Source organism: Alteromonas sp. G5_S2_22_S1 (assembly GCF_054968525.1).
Map to the genome: position 1 here is coordinate 257,456 of NZ_JBQKUJ010000002.1, position 22,083 is coordinate 279,538.

Consider the following 22,083-nt stretch of genomic DNA (forward strand, 5'->3'; position numbering starts at 1 on the left):
AATCTGAATCTATACCATACGCACAACTTTTAGATTATTCCCATTTATGTATTGAGGAGTTAGTTGTGTCTCACCCAATTATTGAAGATTTAAATAAGCGTTATACGGTTAAGAAGTACGATGCAAACAAACGTTGAAAATAATCTGTCCGCCCCCATCTCACCTGCTTGTCTAAAATCGTATTTTTAGTAAAACCAGCCTAAATATCGTGCGCGCTTTTATAAAACGCTATTGCCCTTCTTCATTTACGCCGCTCCTCGTCGCGTGGGTATTGTCGTATCTAATTGTTAGTACGGGTTTTCAGACACCTGATGTAGCGAATAATGCTGAAGTTACGTCGCAATCTCCGCTGGCTAAGTTTGTTCACAGCACGCAAAACTACTCTCTTAGGTTTAGCGCCACTAAGCTGACCGGTGATAAAGGCGATAAGGCCTTTGACGCAGAGCCGCACGGCTTAATATCGGCATCGCCAAACTTTGCCTTTTACAAAGCTTCATCCACCAAGGTGCCATCAGCAGGGCCTTTCTTTAACCGTAAAACGTGGGTAAAAGCGAGCCCGCGAGGCCCACCTTCCATCCTGAGTTAACCCCTTTACACGCGCTAACGTGAAAGCAAAGCTCCTTTGTTTCTCGTTATAGCGCCTTAAAACTTAATTATTCAGGATTTAAAATGGCACGATTTTCATTTCGTGGCGTTGTGTATGTGCTTATCGTTATGCTCGGTTTACTGAGCGCTGCGCCCAACATATTGCCACAATCATTTAAAAAGCAGTTACCCACGTGGTATACCACTAGCACACTTTCTTTAGGCTTAGATTTACAGGGCGGATCGCATCTGCTCTTAGCCGCAGACACCGACGCGTTGTTTGCGAAGCAACTCAACAGTTTTTCCAGCGATGTACTTAGCGAATTACGTAGCCAAAACGTACGCTATACCAGAACACCTCACTCGCTTTCTTCTAAGGCGAGTAGTGAAGATAGTGTTGGACGCGTTGTATTTACCTTGCGCAGTGCAGATGATGCTAGAAAGGTCAAAGACATTGCCTATCAAATTTCCGCGCAACCGAACACAGCAAGTGCTCTTGATGTTGCGATAAAGCAAAACACCGTCACCCTTACGCTTGATGAGTTGTACACCGAAGAGCTGGTTAAAGACACATTAAACCGAAGTGTAGAGGTAGTTCGAAAGCGTTTGAACGAAACAGGACTTACTGAGCCAAGTGTTACCTTACAGGGTAAAGACGCGATTTTAGTCCAGATGCCGGGCATGTCTGATCCTACCCAAGTTAAAAAACTATTGGGCACTACAGCACAAATGACCTTTCATTGGGCTGCAAACAGCCAGTCTGAGCAAGTAATGAATAAACAGGATGTCGCAGGCAATACCTATCAATTAGAGCAAAAGGTGGCGCTAGAGGGTGAGCATATCACTGATGCGGCAGGTGTCTTAAGTAGCGAAACCGGTCAGCCCGTAGTGACGTTTCGATTAGACAGTGCCGGTGCTAAGCAGTTTGCCACTATGACCCGTGAAAACATTGGCCGTGTACTTGCTATCGTACTTGACGACAAAGTGGTGACCGCCCCGGTTATTAATAGCGTGATCCCAGGTGGCCGCGGTGAAATTACCGGTAATTTTACCTTGCCCGAGGCAGGTAATACCGCGCTAATGCTTCGCACTGGGGCGCTACCTGTGCCTCTTACCATTATAGAAGAACGTACGGTAGGACCTGATTTAGGCAGCGATGCGATTCAAACCGGTGTGCAAAGCGGCGTAGCTGGCGCTTTGTTAGTTTTAGCATTTATGGTGGCTATTTACGGCAGGTGGGGGGCTATTGCAAGCTTTGCTCTGTGTATCAACATGGTACTGGTGTTTGGCGCGTTAACCCTATTTGGCGCAACGCTGACGTTACCGGGCATTGCTGGTTTGATTCTGACTATGGGCATGGCGGTAGACGCGAATATTTTGATTAATGAACGTATTCGCGAAGAAAGTAAAAAAGGCCGCCCTGCAGCGCGTGCAATAGACGTGGGCTTTGATAAAGCATTCGCAACAATCGTCGATTCAAACTTCACTACGCTTATCGCAGTCAGCTTATTGTTTATGTTCGGTAGTGGGCCTATCAAAGGTTTTGCTATCACCATTGCCCTCGGTCTTGTGTCCTCTGTTTTTACTGCGGTTGCCTTAACTAAAGTGCTAATGCTAAAAGTGGTTAAGTCGAAGCACAGAAATACGCGAGACCGCACTCAGCAGCGCCTTTCTTTGCGCTTCTCATCACCGCTACTGCGGTTGAGCGATAAGCTTAGCGGTATTAACTTTCTGGCTAAACGTAAAATCGCATTAGCTATTTCGGTAGTGCTAACAGTGCTCTCAATCGGATTATTTGCCAAACCAGGTTTACATTATGGCGTCGATTTTACCGGTGGCACCATGATTGAGCTGACTGCGCCAGCGCTCTCGACTGACGAGTTACGAGATGTCATTGAAAGTAATGGTTTTGATCAGGTAGCCATTCAAGAGTATGGCAGTGAGCATCACTATTTGTTGCGAGCCCCTGTTCTCGACAGTAATGGCGAGCTTGAAAATAGCAATGCAAAGCAGACTGACGCGCTGAAACGTGCGATTTCACAGGCTGACGACCAAGTAAGTTTTGATAAAATTGATATGGTTGGTCCCAAAGTTAGCGGAGGTTTCGCGGAGCTATCTATTCTTGCGCTGCTTATCGCCGGTGGTGGCATGTTGGTGTACCTGTGGGCGCGTTTTGAAGCGCATTTCGCGACAGCAGCATTACTTACTGTGTTACTCGATTTAACCAAAACCGTAGGCTTTTTCGCGTTAACCGGTATCGAGTTTAACTTAACCGCTGTCGCGGCGTTATTAGCGCTTATTGGTTATTCGATAAACGATAAAGTGGTGGTGCTTGATCGCATCCGTGAATTACTGCGTTTAGACCCAGCTAAACCTTTAGCGAACACTATCAATGAAGCGGTGAACAGCACATTAAGTCGAACGGTATTTACGTCCGTTACCACGCTATTAGCGCTGCTCCCAATGGCTATATTTGGTGGTGACGCAGTAGAAAGTTTTGCAGTGCCTATGGTCTTTGCTGTCGTAGTTGGCACGTCTTCAACTTTGTTTATTACCTCTACATTACTGTATCTATTGGGAAGTAGAAGAGAGAGGCAAGGAAAAGCACAGTTAAAGCCCACTGCAGAAGAAATTAAGGCGTCGTTGTCGCATATCCCTTAAACGATACACGCTCTTTAATTCAAGCCCCTACCGCGTTTTTGTACCTCAATACATTGGCGTAGAAACGCGGTAAGGTAACAGTATTAACAGGAACCTTTGATGTGTACCTACTTAGTTTGTGAGTATGTATATTGACATTAAAGGCAATAAGGAACGCATAATGTTTGCAGTTGATCACATTATTTTGCTTAGCGCAGTGCTGGCCATTCTAGGCGTGCTGGCCAGTAAATTGTCTCCGCGCTTTGGTGTACCTGTTTTGGTGTTATTCCTTGGTGTAGGTATGCTGGCTGGTGAAGATGGGATTGGGCGTATTTTCTTTGATAATGCCGATGCTGCGCACGCTATAGGTACGTTCGCGCTTATTCTTATCCTTTTTGACGGCGGCCTGCAAACTTCAAAAAGATCGATTGTTCAGGCGTGGAAACCGGCTGCGCTACTGGCAACTTTTGGTGTTATCGGTACCGCTACATTAACCGGTCTGTCCGCTATGATTATACTCGATTTACCGTTATACAAAGGCTTGTTGCTGGGGGCTATTGTAGGCTCTACCGATGCCGCCGCCGTATTTTCAGTATTGCGAAATGCAGGTATTCGCATACCGACTAAAATAAAATCTACCTTAGAATTAGAAAGTGCCTCAAACGATCCCATGGCTATCTTTCTTACCATAGGTCTTATTACCCTCATTCAAGATAGCACCACCAACCCTCTGGATTTGGCCTCTTTATTTGCCAGTCAAATGGGGGTGGGTGCTTTCGTGGGTATTGCTATCGGCGGTATTGCCGTGTGGCTCTTTAGACGAGTTACACTCATGGCGATAGGGTTGTACCCGGTGTTTGTGATGCTGTTTGGTGTGTTATCTTTTGGCCTAGCTGCAAACCTAAACGGAAGTGGCTTCCTCGCCACGTTCATTACGGGTGTTATTGTGGGCAACAGCCGCTTTGCCTATCAGCGCAATACCTTTGTGTTTCTCGACGGGCTGGCCTGGCTAGGCCAAATTGCTATGTTTGTTATCTTAGGTCTTCTGGTTACCCCAACAGAGTTGTTTGTTAGTTGGAAAGAAGGTTTATTGATTGCCTGTGTGCTGATATTTATAGCGCGCCCGCTGGTGGTAATGCCCATTTTGTTGCTTTCTAAGTTCTCGTTTAAAGCGTCTCTGCTTATTTCGTGGGTGGGGTTACGCGGCTCAGTGCCCATTATTTTGGCTATATTCCCGCTTATATTCGGCATGCCTTACGCCGAGCTTATATTCAACGTGGTATTTTTCATCGTGCTAATTTCCGCCTTGTTGCAAGGTTCTACGCTCCCTTATGCGGCGCGCAAGTTAGGCTTAGTGCTAGATGATAACGTTAAAGCGTCGAGTACCCTAGAAATTGTCAAAGTCGCCAAGAGCAAGCGGGAACTTATCGAAATTGAAGTATCAAAGCTTTCGCCAGCGCTTGATAAAACTATTAGTGAGTTAGCGTTACCCGATAATACGGTTGTGGCGATGATTGCCCGCGGAGAAGACACCCTTATCCCTAAAGGAAGCACGAAAATAAAGAGAGGCGATCAAATTTTTATAATCACAAAACTGCTCGATAAAAACGCCGTTGAGCAGTGCTTTTACAGCGAGCAGGAATAGGGTGCTATTGTAGTGCACTTCATGTAGAATGCGCCGCGGAGTTGGCCAGGCAATCGCCGCTTTCGTAAGAAAGGGGAGGAAAGTCCGGGCTCCAAAGGGCAGGGTGCCAGATAACGTCTGGGCGGCGTGAGCCGACGACAAGTGCAGCAGAGAGAAGACCGCCTAAGCATGTTTACATGCCGGTAAGGGTGAAAGGGTGCGGTAAGAGCGCACCGCACCTCTGGTAACAGAGTGTGGCAAGGTAAACTCCACCCGGAGCAAGACCAAATAGGATCCCTCAACGTGTGGCCCGCATGGGGATCGGGTAGGTTGCTTGAATCAGTGAGCGATTGCTGATCTAGAGGAATGGTTGCCCACGACAGAACCCGGCTTACGGCCAACTCCACTCTTTTCCAAGATAGCGTTTATTGACGCTTTTGTTATTTAGCTTTCAGGTGAGCGCTTTACCTGAAAGCGCATACCTCCAGGCAAAGCGTTTATTCATCCGTAACTAGAAGAAATAACGGAAGGTTGCGCCTACAGTGCGAGGCTGGTTAGTGGTAAAGCCAAGGCGTGCACGACCACCACGTTCTCTATCAAACGACAACAGTGCGTTCTCGTCGAACAGGTTGTTAGCGTAGACTAAGATTTCATAATCATCGTACGTTAAGCCAAAGCTCATATTCAGCGTGCCGTAGTCGTCTAACAACAAATCTAATTCCGTTGTTTCGCTACCTGTAGCTCCGCCAAAGGCAAGCCCTGATGTGAAAGTGCCCGCGCCCGCAACTTGGTCGCTTGGTTGGGTTATACGATCGCCCACATATTGATACGAACCTTGGAAATAGGTCGCATTTGATGAGAATAAAGGCTGCGCTAAATCGTAAGTAAACGCGATAGCGAAGCTTTCTTCAGGTACTGACGCTAAACGATTCCCTTTTTCTACACCACCAAGTACCGCACCGTCGCCATCAACCACCGTTGAGTCGAACTCAGCTTCGATGATGCTACCGGTTAGCGAGAAGAATAGTTGCTCGGTAAACTGACGGGTAAGCTCGAACTCTATACCTTGGGTGTGGGCCTCTGGTACGTTGAACGATACACGTGAAGAACAAGATCCCGCATCTAAGGTAACTTGAAGATCTTCGATATCGTTATAGAAAGCCGAGATATTAGCCGTCCATCCACGACCTGATGATTTCATACCAATCTCATAGTTAGTAAGCTTTTCATCGTCATAGTCTTGGAATGAACCAAAGATGGCTTCATCTTGGTCGGTACACAAGCTGCGGTTTAGCGGGTCATTAACGCCGCCAAGTCTAAAGCCCTGTGAAACCTGAGCATTAAAGTTTACGTTGTCGTTCAGACTGTACTGGCCAATTACGCGAGACGTAAAGCCGTCTGATTCTGTTGCGTCGGTTTGGTTATCGCCATTAGCAAACAAACCGCCAGAGATAAATTGTCGCTCTTCTTCGTAATCGTAAAAACGCGAGCCAACGGTCATTTTGAAGTCATCATTAACCTGATAATTTACTTCACCAAATACCGCCAGCTGTTTTAAGTCGTAAGGTAGGTAAGCGTTGTATGGCGAATTTGCTTCAAAGCCGTTTGCTACAGCCGCCGAAGTGCCTTCGCCTAACGTTGCATCAGTGAACGCGTCGTACCCAGGGGTTGGAAGTGATTGATCGTACACGCGCTCGGTAGACGAGTAAAATGCACCAACAAGCCAGTCTAGCGCACCATCATCGTTAGACGCAGCGCGAAGCTCAAAGGTGTCCTGTTCTACTTCTGTTCTATCCAATAAGTTCGATGGCAATAATACCGCTTCATCTGGAAAGCCTAGGTCGATACTAACCGAGCCTGATAGGGCGCTGGCGTCGCGACTAACCAGGATATCGCGGTCGGTGTAGCTGTAAACAAAGGTGAAATCGGCAATATCAGCTTGATATTCAGCGGTTACGTCAGCAATAAAGGTGTCATCGGAGAAGCCTTCATCGAGCAATAAATACTGCTCACGCTCATCAAATTCGACAGCGGGTCGTGAGGTGGTATAAGGGTTACCAAATAGGTTATACACTTCTTGACGGTTAAATCCGTTCATTTCCAATTCTTGGAAAATAAGTCGTGGAGTAATGGTTAATTTATCATTTGGCGCTATCACGAAGGCAACGCGACCGCCGGTTCTATCGCCGTCATTAACGTCTTCTTTAAACGCGCCATTTTCGCCATAAGCATCAATAAAACCCGCGTAGTCTGTGCGATACACTACAGCGCGCATAGCGATGGTATCTGAGATGGGTAGGTTAACCATCCCTTTCACGTGTCCGCCTACGCCGCCATCGGTCACTGTATTTAAGTTTGCTTCAAATTTACCTTCAAAGGTGTCTAATTCAGGCTGGTTGGTAATGTATCGAAGGGTACCGCCAATAGAACCCGAGCCAAACAATGTGCCTTGTGGGCCGCGCAGCGTTTCAATACGGTTAAGATCAAAAAGATCGAGATCTGGTGTGAATAAAGATAGCGAGATCACGCTTTCATCTAGATACACACCTACCTGCTCTTTAACGCCGGGCTGATCGCGAACGATTTGCCCTGCCGATACACCACGCATAGACACTTGACTCTGACCCGGTCCAAGGTTTTGAATGGATACGCTAGCTACGTTTCTTGCTACATCTTCAAGATTTCCAGCACCACTGCGCTCGAAGTCACGCTGTGTTTGAGCGTTAATGGAAAACGGAATGTCTTCAATGGATTCTGCACGCTTCGTTGCTGTAACAATAATTTGCTCGAAGTCGTCGTCGTCTGCTTGTTTTGTGTCCTGTGCTATTGCGCCAGAGCTAAGTAAACTCATTACCGCAATGCTTAATGTGCTTCGTCGAAACGACGAATTTTCTAGTTTAAACATAAGTCCATCCAGGTTGGTTGTTTCTATTTTGTTATTAGGCAAGGGCGTAATGTGGCAAAAAGGCGGGGGATTTTCCATAGATACTAGAATAAATATTTCAACTTTAGTCGAATATCTTGAGGTGTATTTTAATTGTAATCGCAATGTTAATTTTGGTGCCGCGCTGGGCGCAGTAGTGAACTTGCGTCTAAAAGGTCAAAAAAAGCGTCTATCAAGCTAAATACAATGGAAACAATCCACGTATGATCATGTTTAAGTAAGTTGTCACGCTAAATAAACTTGGCGTAGCGATGAATAGAACTTTGCACTCGCTTGGCTATTACACGCAGTTACTAAGCAGGGCTATAAAGCAAGTGGTATCTATCAGGAATATCTGTCAGGAGCATCAGAAGTGAAGAAAGTTTCAAGCGTGGACGACGGGTTAAAGGGCATTATTGCTATCGTTATCGCCAGTTTTTTATGGGGAACAACCGGAACTGCGGCGCAATTCGCCCCCGAGATAAGCCCCCTCGCTATTGGTGCGTTTGCTATGGGAGTAGGGGGCATTTTGTTGTGTGTGAGTGCCCACAGGGCCTTGGTTCGCGATGCACATATTCTATTTTCTAGGCCTTGGGTGCTGGTGTTTGGAAGCGTATGCGTGGCTGTATATCCGCTTGCGTTTTATAGCGCGATGCGATTATCTGGCGTTGCAATAGGTACCGTAGTCTCAATTGCCAGTGCGCCGCTATTTGCTGCTGTTTTGGAACGCGTTATCAGCAAAAAGCCGGTATCTTTTAAGTGGGCTGTTAGCTTCGTGATAGGCGCCATCGGTATTGCACTATTAGCGGCAGGGAGGTCTACTGAAACCCTCGGGTTGTTAGAAGCACAGCGTCATCAAACATTAGGCGTTGTATTAGGCCTAGTTGCAGGTTTAACCTATGCAGGCTACTCGTGGGCTGCTAAGCAGTTAATTGAGACAGGCGCAAATTCGACTTCCTCAATGGCCGGGCTTTTCGGGTGCGCTGCATTAGTATTATTACCGTCGCTTTATTTTACCGGTCAGAATGTGTTTGAAAGTACTATCAACACGAGCGTTTCGCTATATATGGCTGTGGTGCCTATGTTTTTAGGGTACCTTCTTTTTGGGTATGGTCTGCGTACCACACAAGCAAGTAAGGCCACCCTTATTACCCTCATTGAGCCTCTTGTTGCAACGCTATTTGCCATATTTCTTATTGGCGAAGCGTTTAAGCCGGTAGGGTGGGTTGGCATGGGGCTAGTTTGCCTCTGTTTACTTATTCAAACCGTGAAACTTCCGGTCTTTTTACAACTTTCAAGTCGAAAGGCCATTACCTAAAGGTTTGTCATATTCTATTTTTAATCCCGCCCTATCCATAATAAGCGGCAGGTTTTCAACTAAAATGCCTGCTCGATTTTCGTTAATAGCATTTTCATAGGGGGGGAGCTGCCAGAAGTACCTATATTATAACGCAGTACTTCTTCCGCTAAGGCGAAATTGCAATACATCATGGCAGCCACGAACAAGCGCAATGAACAAATCTGTTTGAGGGAAGTTGGCACACTTGCAAAGGCATTTAACGGCCTAAATTTATTACCACGGCACTAATGTACGGCGTTCGCTTCTTGGTCTTTCTCAATACTTGCCCAACGTTCCACTTTGTCGGTAAGGTCTTCGGCGTCAAAAGGCTTACTTAAATAATCGTCCATCCCAGCGCTTACGCAGCGCTCTTTGTCACCTTTCATGGCATTAGCCGTAAGGGCTATGATGGGGACATTCAAATATCGAGAGCCGGCTTCGCCATTTCTAATGCGCTTGGTGGCTTCAAACCCATCCATTTCGGGCATTTGGCAATCCATCAAGATAACGTCGAAGGTAACCTTCATTTTGTTCAAAGCTTGCAGGGCCTCAACACCCGACTTTGCACTTAACGTGGTGTGATTGCTAAGGTGCTGCTTTGCAATTACCTGGTTAATATCATTGTCTTCTACGATGAGCACTTTACGCTTCTTGCCTTTCACGGTTTTCGACGCGTTGTTGTAATGTATCGGTTTTATCAGGCTTTCATCGGCCTCTTCTAATTGAATAGTGAACGAGAAAGTGCTGCCGTTACCTTTAACACTTTCAAGTTTGATGTCGCCGCCCATAAGCCCGCACAGCTGTTTACTTATAGAAAGGCCAAGGCCGGTTCCACCAAACTTGCGAGTAGTAGAAAGGTCTTCTTGCGTAAATACATCGAAGATAGTGCTCTGCTTATCTTGCGCTATTCCGATACCTGTATCTTTTACGCTGCATAATAAACGAAGGGTATTGTCGGGGTTTTTCTCAATACAGGTAGTTACTTCAATGTAGCCTGTATCGGTGAATTTGACGGCGTTACCTAATAAGTTTGAAAGAATTTGTCTAAATCGAACATCATCACCTTGAACGACATGGTAGCCTTGTAAGTCAAAGTGGAAGTGTAGTTCTAGCCCTTTTTCTTGGCAGAGTATGGCGTACTGGCTTTGTAAATTTTCCAGAGACTCCAAGATATCAAACGGGCTCTCTTCTATTTGAAGCTGACCGGCTTCAATTTTAGAGAAGTCCAAAATATCGTTTACGATGTGCAACAATCCCTGAATACTAAATTTAGCCAAAGACAAGTAATGTTTTTGTTCCCCGGTAAGTTCTGAGCCCCCTAACAGTTGTAGTACGCCAGAAATGCCGTGGATAGGTGTACGGATTTCATGGCTCATACTTGCCAAAAAGCTAGACTTGAGGCGCGCAGACTCTTCCGCTTTCTCTCTTGCTTCCTGAAGGTATTGTTCGGTTTGACGCTGCTGGGTTACATCTTGCTGAAACCCGATGTAGTGAGTTATTTCACCGTTAGTTTTAACGGGAGTCAGGTTTAGGCGATTAAAGAACTTGGTGCCGTCTTTTTTATAGTTCAATAACGTGGTTTCTATGGGCTCTCGGGTAGCGATAGCTTTGCGAATGCAGTCAATGGTCTTTTCATTGGTTTCCTCTCCCTGCATAGAACGGCAATTATGCCCGATGATTTCTTCGCGGGTGTAGCCAGTTAGCTCTTCAAATGCACTATTTACATAGATAATAGGCTGACCAACGCGTTTGATATCAGAAATGATAATGGATACGGTGGCTTCATCCATTGCGTGGGTAAGCACTTTTACGTGGCTTTCTAACGAACGCTGCTCGGTTTCATCACTACCTACAAAAATATCGCCGCGAATGTTGCCATTCGCATCAGCAAGAGAGGTTTTTGTCCAACGAACGAACCGCTCTTGTCCTGTGCTAACCGAAAAGTGTTTTAGCTCATTGCTTTGAGTCGATCCCAGCTTTTGCATGATAAATTTAAGGATACCTTGCTTTTCGCCATATTGGTCATCGCAAAAATCATCAAACCGTTTGTTCGAAAGCAAGACTTCTTGATTTTGATCGACAACAACTAACATGTCGCCCATTGACTCAAGAACATTAGAAAATTGTTCATTTGAAAGAGAGACTTCGGTGAGGTCCCAAATTAGCTTGTCAAACGCTTTACGAATGTCGGAAAGCTCTTGCGCTTCAAGCTGTTGGTCATCGCGCAAAGGCGCATTGCTATTGCTGTTAAGGCTGTTTTTGATATCTTCGTAAAGCTTAGAGAGCGTGCGTTCAGCTAATGTACCTGTCATGCTAACCATGTGCAAAATAATAAATATGAAGCCTGCAATCATGGCTAACAAAACAATGCCGGTCCACGCCATTTCCCGGTACGCTGTTATTGTGGGCTTAACGCTGTATAGCGTTAGATTTTTCCAGTTTGCCCGCGTTATAGCGTACCCGCTATTGTTGAAATTAGAAAAATTTGAGCCGGGTGCAATAAGGGTTGGTTCGCTGCTAAACAGCACGTGGCCAGTTGAATCTGTGACAAGCTGATTTGTTAAACGAGGGTAAGGCGCTAATAATGATTGTAAGCTATCAACGTACATGACCAGTGCACCTTCGGCAACCCCTTTAAGAAGCACTGGAACACTAATAAGTACACCATACTGTGATACAGAAGAGAACGTATTCGATGAGCCTAACGTCTGTTGTCGCCATGCACTGCTTAACGATTCAGGAATAGTTGCATTCCAATTTTTGTCGATGACTCGGTTTCCCGCAAAATCAAATAACGCAAACTCTACGCTTTTCGCCTGCGTTAAATTTAACGAGCGAAAGAACATTGGCAGATAGCTATCACGGCGCTCTATATCGACAAGCGCGTTGATAATGATGTCGTTTGCAGCAAGGTCAGCAAGTTGTCGAGTGGTATCACTAACAATGTAGTTAATGTCCTGCTCTAATCCACTTATCGACTGACGCTGAAGTTCATCTGTTTGCTTAATGATAAAGTGAAAAGAAAGCCCAAATAGCATTACAGACAGCACTGCTATTAACAATGCTAGTCGAGGTATCATGCTTGAAAGTAGTAAAGAGCGTAACCTTGTTGGCTTGTGTTGCATTATTTTTGGCCTATTGTTACCAAGTGGCCTTTATCATTATACTTCGTCATAAAATAATCCTTTGACCAAAGTGCATCATGCCTTTCTTTTGTAAATGGGGCGTCATAGTGCTTAACGGCGCCTGAAACGTCCTGCAAAGATTCAAGGGCACTGCGCAATTTATCAATTTCTATACTACCAGCTTTATCGGCAGCCGCAGCGATCAAATGAATTAAATCATAAGCATGAGCTAGCCCTGTAACACCGCCAATAGCCTGACTATCTACCAAGCCATATTTATTGTGGTAGGCTTCTAACAGTTGTTTCGATTGGCTATTTTTTTGATGGCTGAAGTGAAACGTTTGGAGCACAGAGATATCATACATGCCTATCGGGTTAGCTAGCGCTGACGCAAATTGTCCAGAGGCAATACCCCAATGTGAAATTATGGGGAGTTTGGTTAACTCTTGCTTTGCTATTTCATCCAGAGCTACAACCCCTTCAGGAACATTCGTCACTAAAATTATGCCCTCAGCCTTGTTGTTTTTAATGGCAGTAATATCTTCAGAAAAATCCTTTTGTTGCCAGTTAATCCAGTGGGTTGACGTGAACGCAATGCCTTTTTCACTTGCGGCTTTGGTGAGCGACGCGAGATTAGAACGACCCCAGCCAGTGCGCTCTAAAACAAGGGCTACGTTAGAGAGGCCAATGTTTTTAACATAGTCAATGAGTACCCTCGCGGCTTCTGCATCGCGAACCGATACGCGAAATACATTGTTGGGTGTTTTATCATTATCGACAATAGGTGTGCCCGCCGCCCATGGTACTAGCATTAATATGTTTTTTTCGTGTATGACTTCTATTTCAGCAAGAACAACAGGTGTGTGAACACCCCCTACCACGGCAAGTAAGTGTGGCATTTCAGAAAACTGGTTAATATTAAATACACCACGCGCAGGGTTACCTCGGTGATCTTTAGAAATTACCTTTAGTTTACGACCAAGAATTCCACCTGCTGCATTAATTTCATCAACGGCTAATTCAACGCCTCGTGATATAGCTACGCCCCCTTCAATGGCTACGGCAGACAAGTCCGCATCAATGCCTATAATCAAAGGCTCGGTGGTGCTATTGGCTCGAGGCGTTATGAAAAGCAACAGAGCGCTTATGAGAACTGATATGAAAAGCTTTACACGCATGAATAAGATACCTAAGGGTTCACTATAAAAGTGTATAGCAATGCGTGAACATTTTTCTCTTTAACGCATTATTCTTTAGTATAACTTAGGGGAGGTTATCTACAGTTTTAAATAGTGCGCATTCAGTATTACGCTCAGTGACAGGAAGCAATGTGGCATGATTCTACTATTAGTCGTACAGGAATAATGTTGGCTGTATATTTAGCGTACAGGTGTTGGTAGGCGTTCAGCAGTTTGAATGCCCTAAAGTGTTTAAGGCCAACGTATTGAATATTGTTTGACTGTGTTGCAAGCAAGGATAAATAGCGGTTTGGAGTATGAGTGCGAAATATAAGCCTGCCTACAATAATAGATGTTGAAGCAAGTGGATTTGGGGCTGCGAGTTACCCTATAGAAATAGGCATCGTGCGCTATGATGGTGCAAAGTGGTGTAAATTGCTAAGGCCCTTTGCTTCTTGGGTCCATTGGGACAAAAGCGCTGAATCGCTCCACGGTATTTCGCAACAGATGCTGGAATCGAGAGGCGAGGAGCCTTATACCGTGTGTATGGAGCTAAATAATTTCTTAGGTAATACCATTGCTTACAGCGATGGGTGGGTAGTAGATAACCCGTGGCTCATTAAGCTATATGCTGCTGCTCAAGTAGAAATGTCTTTCACGTGTCGAGCGTTAGAGTATATTTTGACTGAAGCGCAAATGGATAAGTGGCATGAAGTAAAGGATAGCCTGAGCGCAAACGTTGATGTTAAACGCCACAGAGCCAGTTCAGATGCAATGATTATTCAGCAAACCTACGCGAAAACCCTTGAACTCACTAAAACCTAGGTTTTGCTTTTAAGCGAGCAGCTGTCACAAGTTACTTTTTAAAACAGGTAGTTTACGCCAAGCGATAACGCCATGTTTTCTTCTTCCCCTACCATCCTATGTTCAATTTCAACAGCCATGTTTAAACCCTCACGTCCACCAAGTAACCAACCTAAGCGGGTAAAGGTTCCCTCGTCGTGTGGCAAGTATAGCCACTCTGCATAATGTTGAAACGCCGTATTATTGGTTTTGTACGTCGCATAAACCTTTTGCGGAACCCAAGTATCAAAACGCCGACTGGCACTTATCATCCCTTGTGAACCTGCAGGGTAAGAAAAACTGCTGTCGTAATGATGGGTTTCGGTAATTGACTGTACGCGATACATGCTATTTAGCTGCCATCGAGCCAGTTTTTTGCTTTTAAATTGAATAGGGCTGAAATGCGTGTCATTTGTCCCTGCAAAAGCCTGTGTTGTCATCATGGCTGCAGTAATACAGAGAGCGAGAAAAATACTGGTAACTACATTCATGGATGAGCCCAAGTGTTGCCACTGCTTGTATAGCGTTTAGATTACAAGGGGTGAGTAGCAAATAACGAAGCGAACATTATTTAATCATAGCGTTAAATAATAAATGTTGAAAATAGAATCGTTAACTTTTTCTTCTCGCACGCTAGCATTAGATCGAAGAAAAACAAAAACGCCGCTCGGTACGACGATAATGAAAACGTCAACCGAGCGGCGTCTTGCACTATGTGCTTATTGCCTACTGAATTAAAGTGAGGCTTTTAGCGCTTGCGCTTTGTCTGTTGCTTCCCATGGGAACTCGTCACGACCAAAGTGACCATATGCGGCCGTTGGGCGATAAATAGGACGCTCAAGGTCAAGCATTTGAATAAGGCCGTAAGGGCGTAGGTCGAAGTGTTCACGCACAAGCGCTACTAACGTTTTTTCATCTACTACACCCGTACCAAAGGTATCAATGCTAATAGACGTAGGCTCTGCAACACCAATGGCGTAAGACACTTGAATTTCACAACGCTTTGCAAGACCTGCCGCAACAATGTTCTTGGCAACGTAACGGCCTGCGTAGGCTGCGCTGCGGTCTACCTTAGATGGATCTTTACCAGAGAACGCACCACCGCCGTGACGAGCCATACCACCATATGTGTCTACAATGATTTTACGACCTGTTAAGCCGCAGTCGCCCATTGGACCACCAATAACAAATCGGCCCGTGGGGTTAATGTGAAAACGTGTATTGCCATCAATCCATTCACTTGGTAGCACTGGCTTGATGATTTCTTCCATTACCGCTTCACGTACAGTTTCAGTGCTTACTGAATCACAGTGCTGAGTTGAAAGTACAACAGCGTCAATACCCACAGGCTTGTCGTTTTCGTACTTGAAGGTAATTTGGCTTTTTGCGTCCGGGCGTAACCAGTCTAGCTTACCAGACTTGCGTACTTCGGCTTGCTTTTGAACAAGGCGGTGTGAGTACGTGATAGGCGCCGGCATTAATACATCAGTTTCGTCGCTCGCGTAACCAAACATCAGGCCTTGGTCACCTGCACCTTGCTCTTCAAGGCTTGCTCTATCAACACCTTGATTGATGTCAGGAGACTGTTTACCAATGGCATTTAATACCGCACATGAGTCAGCATCAAAGCCCATATCTGAATGGGTATAGCCGATTTCTTTTACGGTGTTGCGGGTAAGCTCTTCAATGTCTACCCACGCTGAAGTGGTTACTTCACCACCTACTAAAACCATACCGGTTTTTACATACGTTTCGCAGGCCACCCGAGCGCGAGGATCTTGTTCTAATATAGCGTCAAGAACCGCATCTGAGATCTGATCAGCAATTTTGTCCGGATGTCCTTCAGACACTGACTCGGATGTGAATAAATGCGTGGCCATAAATGCTCCGTAAGCGTTAAATTATCAAAATAGTCGTATATTGTACTAAAACAAGTTATAAATACCAGTCTTTACTTCTAGACGTCTAAAAGTCTCTTTGTTACGAAATGTTGACATGACCCGATCAGTATTAGGGTTATTTCTATACAATAAAAAGACTTAGGCAAAGATAAGAGGGTTTTCATTACCGAGCTAATACGCATTGGTGAGCGTATAGACCATTTTTTACTATTACTTTCACTATTGGCAATGAAAACCCATTGAACTGTTAGGTGGCATAGGTAAGAATAATGCCACATTCATTCGTATAAAGAAGTGGAGCGAACGCCTTACCTCTACGCTCGTCTAGCTTGCCTAGCCCGCTAAGATACGAAACAAAAGATACAAAATAAATCAGGAGACAACATGCCCTCTCGTCGTGAACTCGCCAATGCTATCCGTGCACTAAGCATGGATGCTGTTCAACAAGCTAAATCAGGTCACCCAGGCGCCCCAATGGGGATGGCTGACATCGCGCAGGTACTATGGGGTGATTTCTTATCACACAATCCTGCTAACCCGTCTTGGGCTAACCGCGATCGCTTTGTGCTTTCAAATGGTCACGGCTCGATGCTGTTGTATTCTTTGCTTCACCTTTCAGGCTACGAACTGCCTATTGAAGAGTTAAAGAACTTCCGTCAGCTTCACTCTAAAACCCCAGGCCACCCAGAGTACGGTTATGCACCCGGTGTTGAAACCACCACAGGTCCACTTGGCCAAGGTATTAGTAACGCTGTAGGTATGGCGCTTGCTGAAAAAGTACTTGCTGCGCAATTTAACAAAGACGGTCACACTATTGTTGATCACCACACCTATGCATTCCTAGGCGACGGCTGCTTAATGGAAGGTATCTCACACGAGACATGTTCACTAGCCGGTACGCTAGGCCTTGGTAAGCTCATCGCATTTTGGGATGACAACGGCATTTCAATTGACGGTGAAGTAGAAGGTTGGTTCACTGACGATACACCAGCACGCTTTAAGAGCTACGGCTGGGAAGTGATTGAAGGCGTCGACGGTCACGATGCTGAGCAAGTCAAAGCCGCCATTGAAAAGGCGCAAGCGAATACGGCGCAGCCTACACTTATTTGTTGTAAAACTACCATTGGTTTCGGCTCACCGAATAAAGAAGGCACTGAGTCTTGCCACGGTGCACCACTAGGTGATGACGAGATTGTCGCCACACGTGAAAAGCTTGGCTGGAGCCATGGTGCGTTCGAAATTCCAGACGATATTTACGCGGGCTGGGATGGCAAAGAGAAAGGCTCAAAAGCGGAAAGCGCGTGGAACGACGCTTTCGCAGCATACAAAGCCGCTTACCCAGAGCTTGCGGCAGAGTTCAAACGCCGTGTAAATGGCGAGTTGCCAGCAGATTTCAGCGACAAAGCAGACGCAATTATTGCTGAGCTTCAAGCGAACCCACAAAACATTGCTTCACGTAAAGCATCGCAAAATGCATTAAACGCGTTTGGTCCGTTACTTCCTGAGCTATTAGGTGGCTCTGCCGACCTTGCGGGTTCTAACCTGACTATTTGGGAAGGCAGTAAAGGTGTTGAAGCAAACGACGCATCAGGTAACTACATTTATTACGGTGTGCGTGAGTTTGGTATGTCGGCCATGATGAATGGTATTGCCCTTCACGGCGGCTTTAAGGCGTACGGCGCAACTTTCCTTATGTTTATGGAATATGCACGTAATGCGGTACGTATGGCGGCCCTAATGAAGCAGCCTGCAATTTTCGTTTATACCCACGATTCAATTGGTCTAGGTGAAGACGGCCCAACTCACCAGCCGGTGGAGCAGGTGGTTGCGCTACGTGCAACGCCTAACCTTGATAACTGGCGCCCTTGTGATCAGGTTGAGTCTGCTGTGTCGTGGAAGTCTGCCATTGAGCGCACTGACGGCCCAACAACACTAATCTTCACACGTCAAGGCTTAGCCCAGCAAGAAAGAAACGCTCAACAAGTTGCAGATATTGCGAAAGGCGGTTACGTACTTAAAGACTGCGAAGGTACGCCTGAGCTTATTCTTATTGGTACCGGTTCTGAAGTGCAGCTAGCTGTTGAAGCGGCAGAAAAACTTACCGAGCAAGGTAAAGCGGTTCGCGTAGTATCTATGCCATCTACTGATGTTTTTGATCGTCAGTCGGCTGATTACCGAGAAAGCGTACTGCCGTCTAGTGTTGTTAAACGCGTAGCGGTTGAAGCCTTGTCAAAAGACAGCTGGTACAAGTACGTTGGCTTTAACGGCGCTATCGTAGGTATGGATACCTTTGGTGAGTCTGCACCTGCAGGCGACCTATTTAAGCACTTCAATATTACCACTGACGCTGTAGTAGAGGCTGCACTGTCTCTGTAAGAGGTAATCGATAAGCCTATGGTAAATATTGCCATAAATGGGTTTGGTCGTATTGGTCGTAACGTATTGCGCGCGCTTTATGAAAGTGGGCGCAATAACGAATTCAACGTGGTGGCCATTAACGACATTGCTAAACCCGAAGGCATTGCACATTTACTTAAATACGACACCGCCCACGGGCGGTTCCGTTTTGATGTGGCCTTAGAAAACAATACGCTAAATGTAGCGGGTGATGATATTGCTTTGCTTGCGATAAGTGATATTAAAGACCTTCCGTGGAGAGACTTAGGCGTAGATATTGTACTTGAGTGTACGGGAAAGTTTGATGACAGAGCGTCGGGGCAAGCGCATTTATATGCAGGCGCTGGCAAAGTACTTTTCTCTTCACCCGGTTCACCAGATTTAGACAATACGGTCATTTTTGGGACCAACGAAGACACGTTGACCAGTGAACAAAAATTAGTCTCTAACGGTTCGTGCACCACAAACTGCATTGTTCCTGTCATTCAAGCGCTAGATGCGGCATTCGGTGTTGAAAGTGGTACGATAACAACCATTCACGCGTCTATGCACGACCAGCAGGTTATCGATGCTTATCACGAAGATTTGCGCAGAACCCGTGCGGCCAGTCAGTCAATTATACCTGTTGATACACGTCTTGCTGCGGGTATAGAGCGCATTCTGCCTAAGTTTGCGGGTAAGTTTGAAGCCATTGCCGTTCGCGTGCCTACTATCAATGTTACTGCCATGGACTTAAGCGTTACCCTTCAATCTAAGGTAACCATTGAGCAAGTTAACCAAGCCCTTCGCAGTGCAAAAGCAGGGCGATTACAAGGCATACTCGATTACACCGAAGAGCCTTTGGTGTCGGTAGATTTCAATCACGACCCCCACTCGTGTATTGTAGATGGTACACAGACAAGAGTCAGTCATAAGCAACTAGTAAAAACGCTGGTGTGGTGTGACAACGAATGGGGTTTTGCAAACCGTATGCTCGACACAGCAAAAGTGATGTTCGACGCAAAATAACGCATTGATGCTGCCAGGGCTGGTAGCACAGCCCGCGCAGCTTTCACAGTTAATTTGAGCGTGCTTTTAAACGCACGCTCTACTGAATTTAAATTAACATAGGAAAGACAATGGCAATTCCAAGCATGAGCGACATGGCCTTAAACGGTCAGCGCGTACTAATTAGACAAGATTTAAACGTGCCGGTAAAAGACGGCAAAGTTACCTCTGATGCCCGTATCAAAGCATCTATACCCACCATTAAAGCAGCCCTAGACGCAGGTGCGGCCGTTATGGTGATGTCTCATCTTGGCCGTCCTACAGAAGGCGAGCCTGCAGACGAATTCTCTCTTCAACCTGTTGTTGATTATCTTAATGACGCCCTAGACGTGCCTGTGAAGCTAGTTAAAGACTACCTAGACGGTGTTGAGCTTGCTGACGGCGAATTGGTTATCCTTGAGAACGTCCGTTTTAATAACGGCGAAAAGAAAGACGACGAAGCGTTATCTAAACAATACGCAGCACTTTGCGATATTTTTGTGATGGATGCATTTGGCACGGCGCACCGCGCACAAGCGTCTACCCATGGCGTTGCTAAATTCGCGCCAAAAGCCTGTGCTGGCCCATTACTTGCTGCAGAATTAGATGCACTGGGTAAGGCGCTAGATAATCCGAAGCGCCCAATGGTTGCCATTGTGGGTGGTTCTAAAGTATCGACTAAGCTTACCGTGCTTAAAACGCTAGCTGAAAAAGTAGATCAGCTTATTGTTGGTGGCGGTATTGCCAATACCTTTATTGCAGCGCAAGGGCACAATGTAGGTAAGTCGCTGGTTGAAATGGACCTTACCGAGCAAGCCACGCAGCTTATGAATGAAGCGCAGGCTAATGGCGGTAATATCCCAGTGCCAACAGACGTAGTAGTAGGCAAGGCGTTTGATGAGAATACCGAAGCTACGCTTAAAGTAGTCAGTGATGTTGCTGATGACGATATGATTTTTGACATTGGCCCAGACTCGTCAAAAGCCCTTGAAGATATCATTAAAAATGCCGGTACCATAGTATGGAATGGCCCTGTAGGCGTATTTGAATTTGAACAGTTCAGTGCTGGAACAAAAGCGCTGTCTGAAGCGATTGCCGCAAGCGACGCATTCTCAATCGCAGGTGGTGGTGATACACTAGCCGCAGTTGATAAATACGGAATTGCCGATAAGGTTTCTTATATTTCAACAGGTGGTGGCGCGTTCCTAGAGTTTTTGGAAGGCAAAACGCTACCAGCGGTAGCAGTACTAGAAGAAAAAAATAAATAAGCCTGAGCACTGCACACAAACGCAGTGCCTGATAGCTCAATATAGCTAAGGCCTAGTACAAACGTTACCCCATAGGTGTCACGCTCAGTAACAGCATTTTTGAGCGTGACCTTTTAATCGGAAACGATTACCCCTGCGAAACAGTGAAGTACGCAGGCATAAATACCAATTTTATTACAGATGTGTTTACTTTAGGTACCGGCACGCCGTGTCTGAGACAAACAGATCTTTAATAGAATTGGTATAACAATAAACCCTACACCTGCCTATAAAGGCAGTATAATACAAAAGGAGTGTTGCAATGGCATCACAAGCTCAGCAGGCAATGCTGGATAAACTGAAGACGCAAACCGGTTTTATTGCAGCGTTAGATCAAAGCGGCGGTAGTACCCCTAAAGCGTTACGCTTATATGGCATCGAAGAGTCTGAATACAGCTCAGACGAAGAGATGTTTAACCTTGTTCACGAAATGCGTACGCGCATTATCACCAGCACCCCTTTTAGCGGCGAGCGCGTTCTTGGCGCAATCTTGTTTGAAAACACCCTTGATAGAGAAATAGAAGGCATGTCTTCTGCACACTTTTTGTGGCAGAAAAAGCGTGTTATTCCTTTTCTGAAAGTGGATAAAGGGTTAGCTGAAGAAAGCAATGGTGTTCAAGTGATGAAGCCTATGCCAGGGCTTGATGCACTATTAGCAAAAGCCGTAGCGCAAGACGTGTTTGGCACTAAAATGCGCAGTGTTGTTAAGCTTGCTAATCACCAAGGCATTAAAGATGTTGTTGCTCAGCAATTTGAAGTAGGTAAGCAAATTCTAGGGGCTGGCCTTGTTCCTATTATCGAGCCAGAAGTAGATATTCACAGCCCGCAAAAAGCAGAAGCAGAAGCACTACTTAAGCTAGAAATTTTAACCCAGCTTAACCTTCTAAATGAAGGTCAGGAAGTGATGCTCAAGCTAACGCTACCAACTGAAGCTAACTTTTATAAAGAACTTGTTGATCACCCTCGCGTACTTAAAGTGGTTGCGCTTTCTGGCGGTTACAGCCGTGACGACGCTAATGCTAAGCTTGCTGAAAACCAAGGTATGATCGCGAGTTTCTCTCGCGCTTTAACCGAAGGTGTATCTGCACAGCAATCTCAAAAAGAGTTTGAAGCAACACTAGATAAAGCGATTGAAGGTATTTACCAAGCTTCTAAGGCGTAATCATAAGCTCTGGCTATCTTCATTGACACCTTA

The 22,083-nt window shown here is 45.7% G+C and carries 14 protein-coding genes and 1 other RNA gene; 10 read left to right on the forward strand and 5 right to left on the reverse strand.

The window, feature by feature from the left end:
• Positions 1-271: 271 nt before the first annotated feature.
• From ACTRWF_RS03360 to rnpB, 4 genes are all read left to right on the forward strand, one after another.
• On the forward strand, positions 272-586 hold the full coding sequence (locus ACTRWF_RS03360) for a hypothetical protein (protein WP_462835128.1): 315 nt from the start codon (positions 272-274) through the stop codon (positions 584-586).
• An 83-nt stretch (positions 587-669) separates the two neighbouring features.
• Positions 670-3,246, forward strand: coding sequence for a protein translocase subunit SecD (gene secD, locus ACTRWF_RS03365; RefSeq protein WP_462835129.1), 2,577 nt, complete (start codon positions 670-672; stop codon positions 3,244-3,246).
• Between the two features lie 160 nt (positions 3,247-3,406).
• Positions 3,407-4,870 carry a potassium/proton antiporter gene (locus ACTRWF_RS03370; RefSeq protein ID WP_020742946.1) on the forward strand — a complete coding sequence of 488 codons (1,464 nt, stop codon included), beginning with the start codon at positions 3,407-3,409 and terminating at the stop codon, positions 4,868-4,870.
• A 37-nt stretch (positions 4,871-4,907) separates the two neighbouring features.
• Positions 4,908-5,258: RNase P RNA component class A (rnpB, locus tag ACTRWF_RS03375), an RNA gene on the forward strand.
• Positions 5,259-5,360: 102 nt separating this feature from the next.
• Here rnpB and ACTRWF_RS03380 read toward each other — a convergent pair.
• Positions 5,361-7,754, reverse strand: a complete 2,394-nt coding sequence (locus ACTRWF_RS03380; RefSeq protein WP_462835130.1) for a TonB-dependent receptor domain-containing protein — start codon at positions 7,752-7,754, stop codon at positions 5,361-5,363.
• Positions 7,755-8,145: 391 nt separating this feature from the next.
• Here ACTRWF_RS03380 and ACTRWF_RS03385 point away from each other — a divergent pair, with 391 nt between their 5' ends.
• On the forward strand, positions 8,146-9,090 hold the full coding sequence (locus ACTRWF_RS03385; protein ID WP_462835131.1) for a DMT family transporter: 945 nt from the start codon (positions 8,146-8,148) through the stop codon (positions 9,088-9,090).
• Positions 9,091-9,356: 266 nt separating this feature from the next.
• Here ACTRWF_RS03385 and ACTRWF_RS03390 read toward each other — a convergent pair whose 3' ends face one another.
• Positions 9,357-12,236, reverse strand: a complete 2,880-nt coding sequence (locus ACTRWF_RS03390) for an ATP-binding protein (protein ID WP_462835132.1) — start codon at positions 12,234-12,236, stop codon at positions 9,357-9,359.
• Positions 12,236-13,414 carry an ABC transporter substrate-binding protein gene (locus tag ACTRWF_RS03395; RefSeq protein WP_462835133.1) on the reverse strand — a complete coding sequence of 393 codons (1,179 nt, stop codon included), beginning with the start codon at positions 13,412-13,414 and terminating at the stop codon, positions 12,236-12,238. The genes ACTRWF_RS03390 and ACTRWF_RS03395 overlap by 1 nt, the downstream gene beginning before the upstream one ends.
• A gap of 321 nt (positions 13,415-13,735) precedes the next feature.
• Here ACTRWF_RS03395 and ACTRWF_RS03400 point away from each other — a divergent pair, with 321 nt between their 5' ends.
• A complete protein-coding gene (locus tag ACTRWF_RS03400) occupies positions 13,736-14,239 on the forward strand; it encodes an exonuclease domain-containing protein (RefSeq protein ID WP_462835134.1) in 504 nt (167 codons plus the stop codon).
• Positions 14,240-14,277: 38 nt separating this feature from the next.
• On the opposite strand, the gene ACTRWF_RS03405 is transcribed toward ACTRWF_RS03400, so the two are convergent.
• Positions 14,278-14,748 carry a hypothetical protein gene (locus ACTRWF_RS03405; protein ID WP_462835135.1) on the reverse strand — a complete coding sequence of 157 codons (471 nt, stop codon included), beginning with the start codon at positions 14,746-14,748 and terminating at the stop codon, positions 14,278-14,280.
• 243 nt (positions 14,749-14,991) lie between these two features.
• The gene (gene metK / locus ACTRWF_RS03410; RefSeq protein WP_012517370.1) at positions 14,992-16,137 is read right to left on the reverse strand and encodes a methionine adenosyltransferase; all 1,146 of its coding nucleotides are present in this window, start codon (positions 16,135-16,137) and stop codon (positions 14,992-14,994) included.
• 405 nt (positions 16,138-16,542) lie between these two features.
• Here metK and tkt point away from each other — a divergent pair, with 405 nt between their 5' ends.
• The 4 genes from tkt (at position 16,543) to ACTRWF_RS03430 (ending at position 22,050) form a co-directional block, all read left to right on the forward strand.
• Positions 16,543-18,534: a transketolase gene (gene tkt / locus ACTRWF_RS03415; RefSeq protein WP_462835136.1), complete on the forward strand. Its 1,992-nt coding sequence runs from the start codon at positions 16,543-16,545 to the stop codon at positions 18,532-18,534.
• A gap of 18 nt (positions 18,535-18,552) precedes the next feature.
• Positions 18,553-19,563, forward strand: coding sequence for an erythrose-4-phosphate dehydrogenase (gene epd, locus ACTRWF_RS03420; protein WP_024015764.1), 1,011 nt, complete (start codon positions 18,553-18,555; stop codon positions 19,561-19,563).
• A gap of 110 nt (positions 19,564-19,673) precedes the next feature.
• On the forward strand, positions 19,674-20,849 hold the full coding sequence (locus tag ACTRWF_RS03425) for a phosphoglycerate kinase (protein WP_012517373.1): 1,176 nt from the start codon (positions 19,674-19,676) through the stop codon (positions 20,847-20,849).
• A gap of 301 nt (positions 20,850-21,150) precedes the next feature.
• Positions 21,151-22,050: a fructose bisphosphate aldolase gene (locus ACTRWF_RS03430; RefSeq protein WP_462835137.1), complete on the forward strand. Its 900-nt coding sequence runs from the start codon at positions 21,151-21,153 to the stop codon at positions 22,048-22,050.
• Positions 22,051-22,083: the final 33 nt, after the last annotated feature.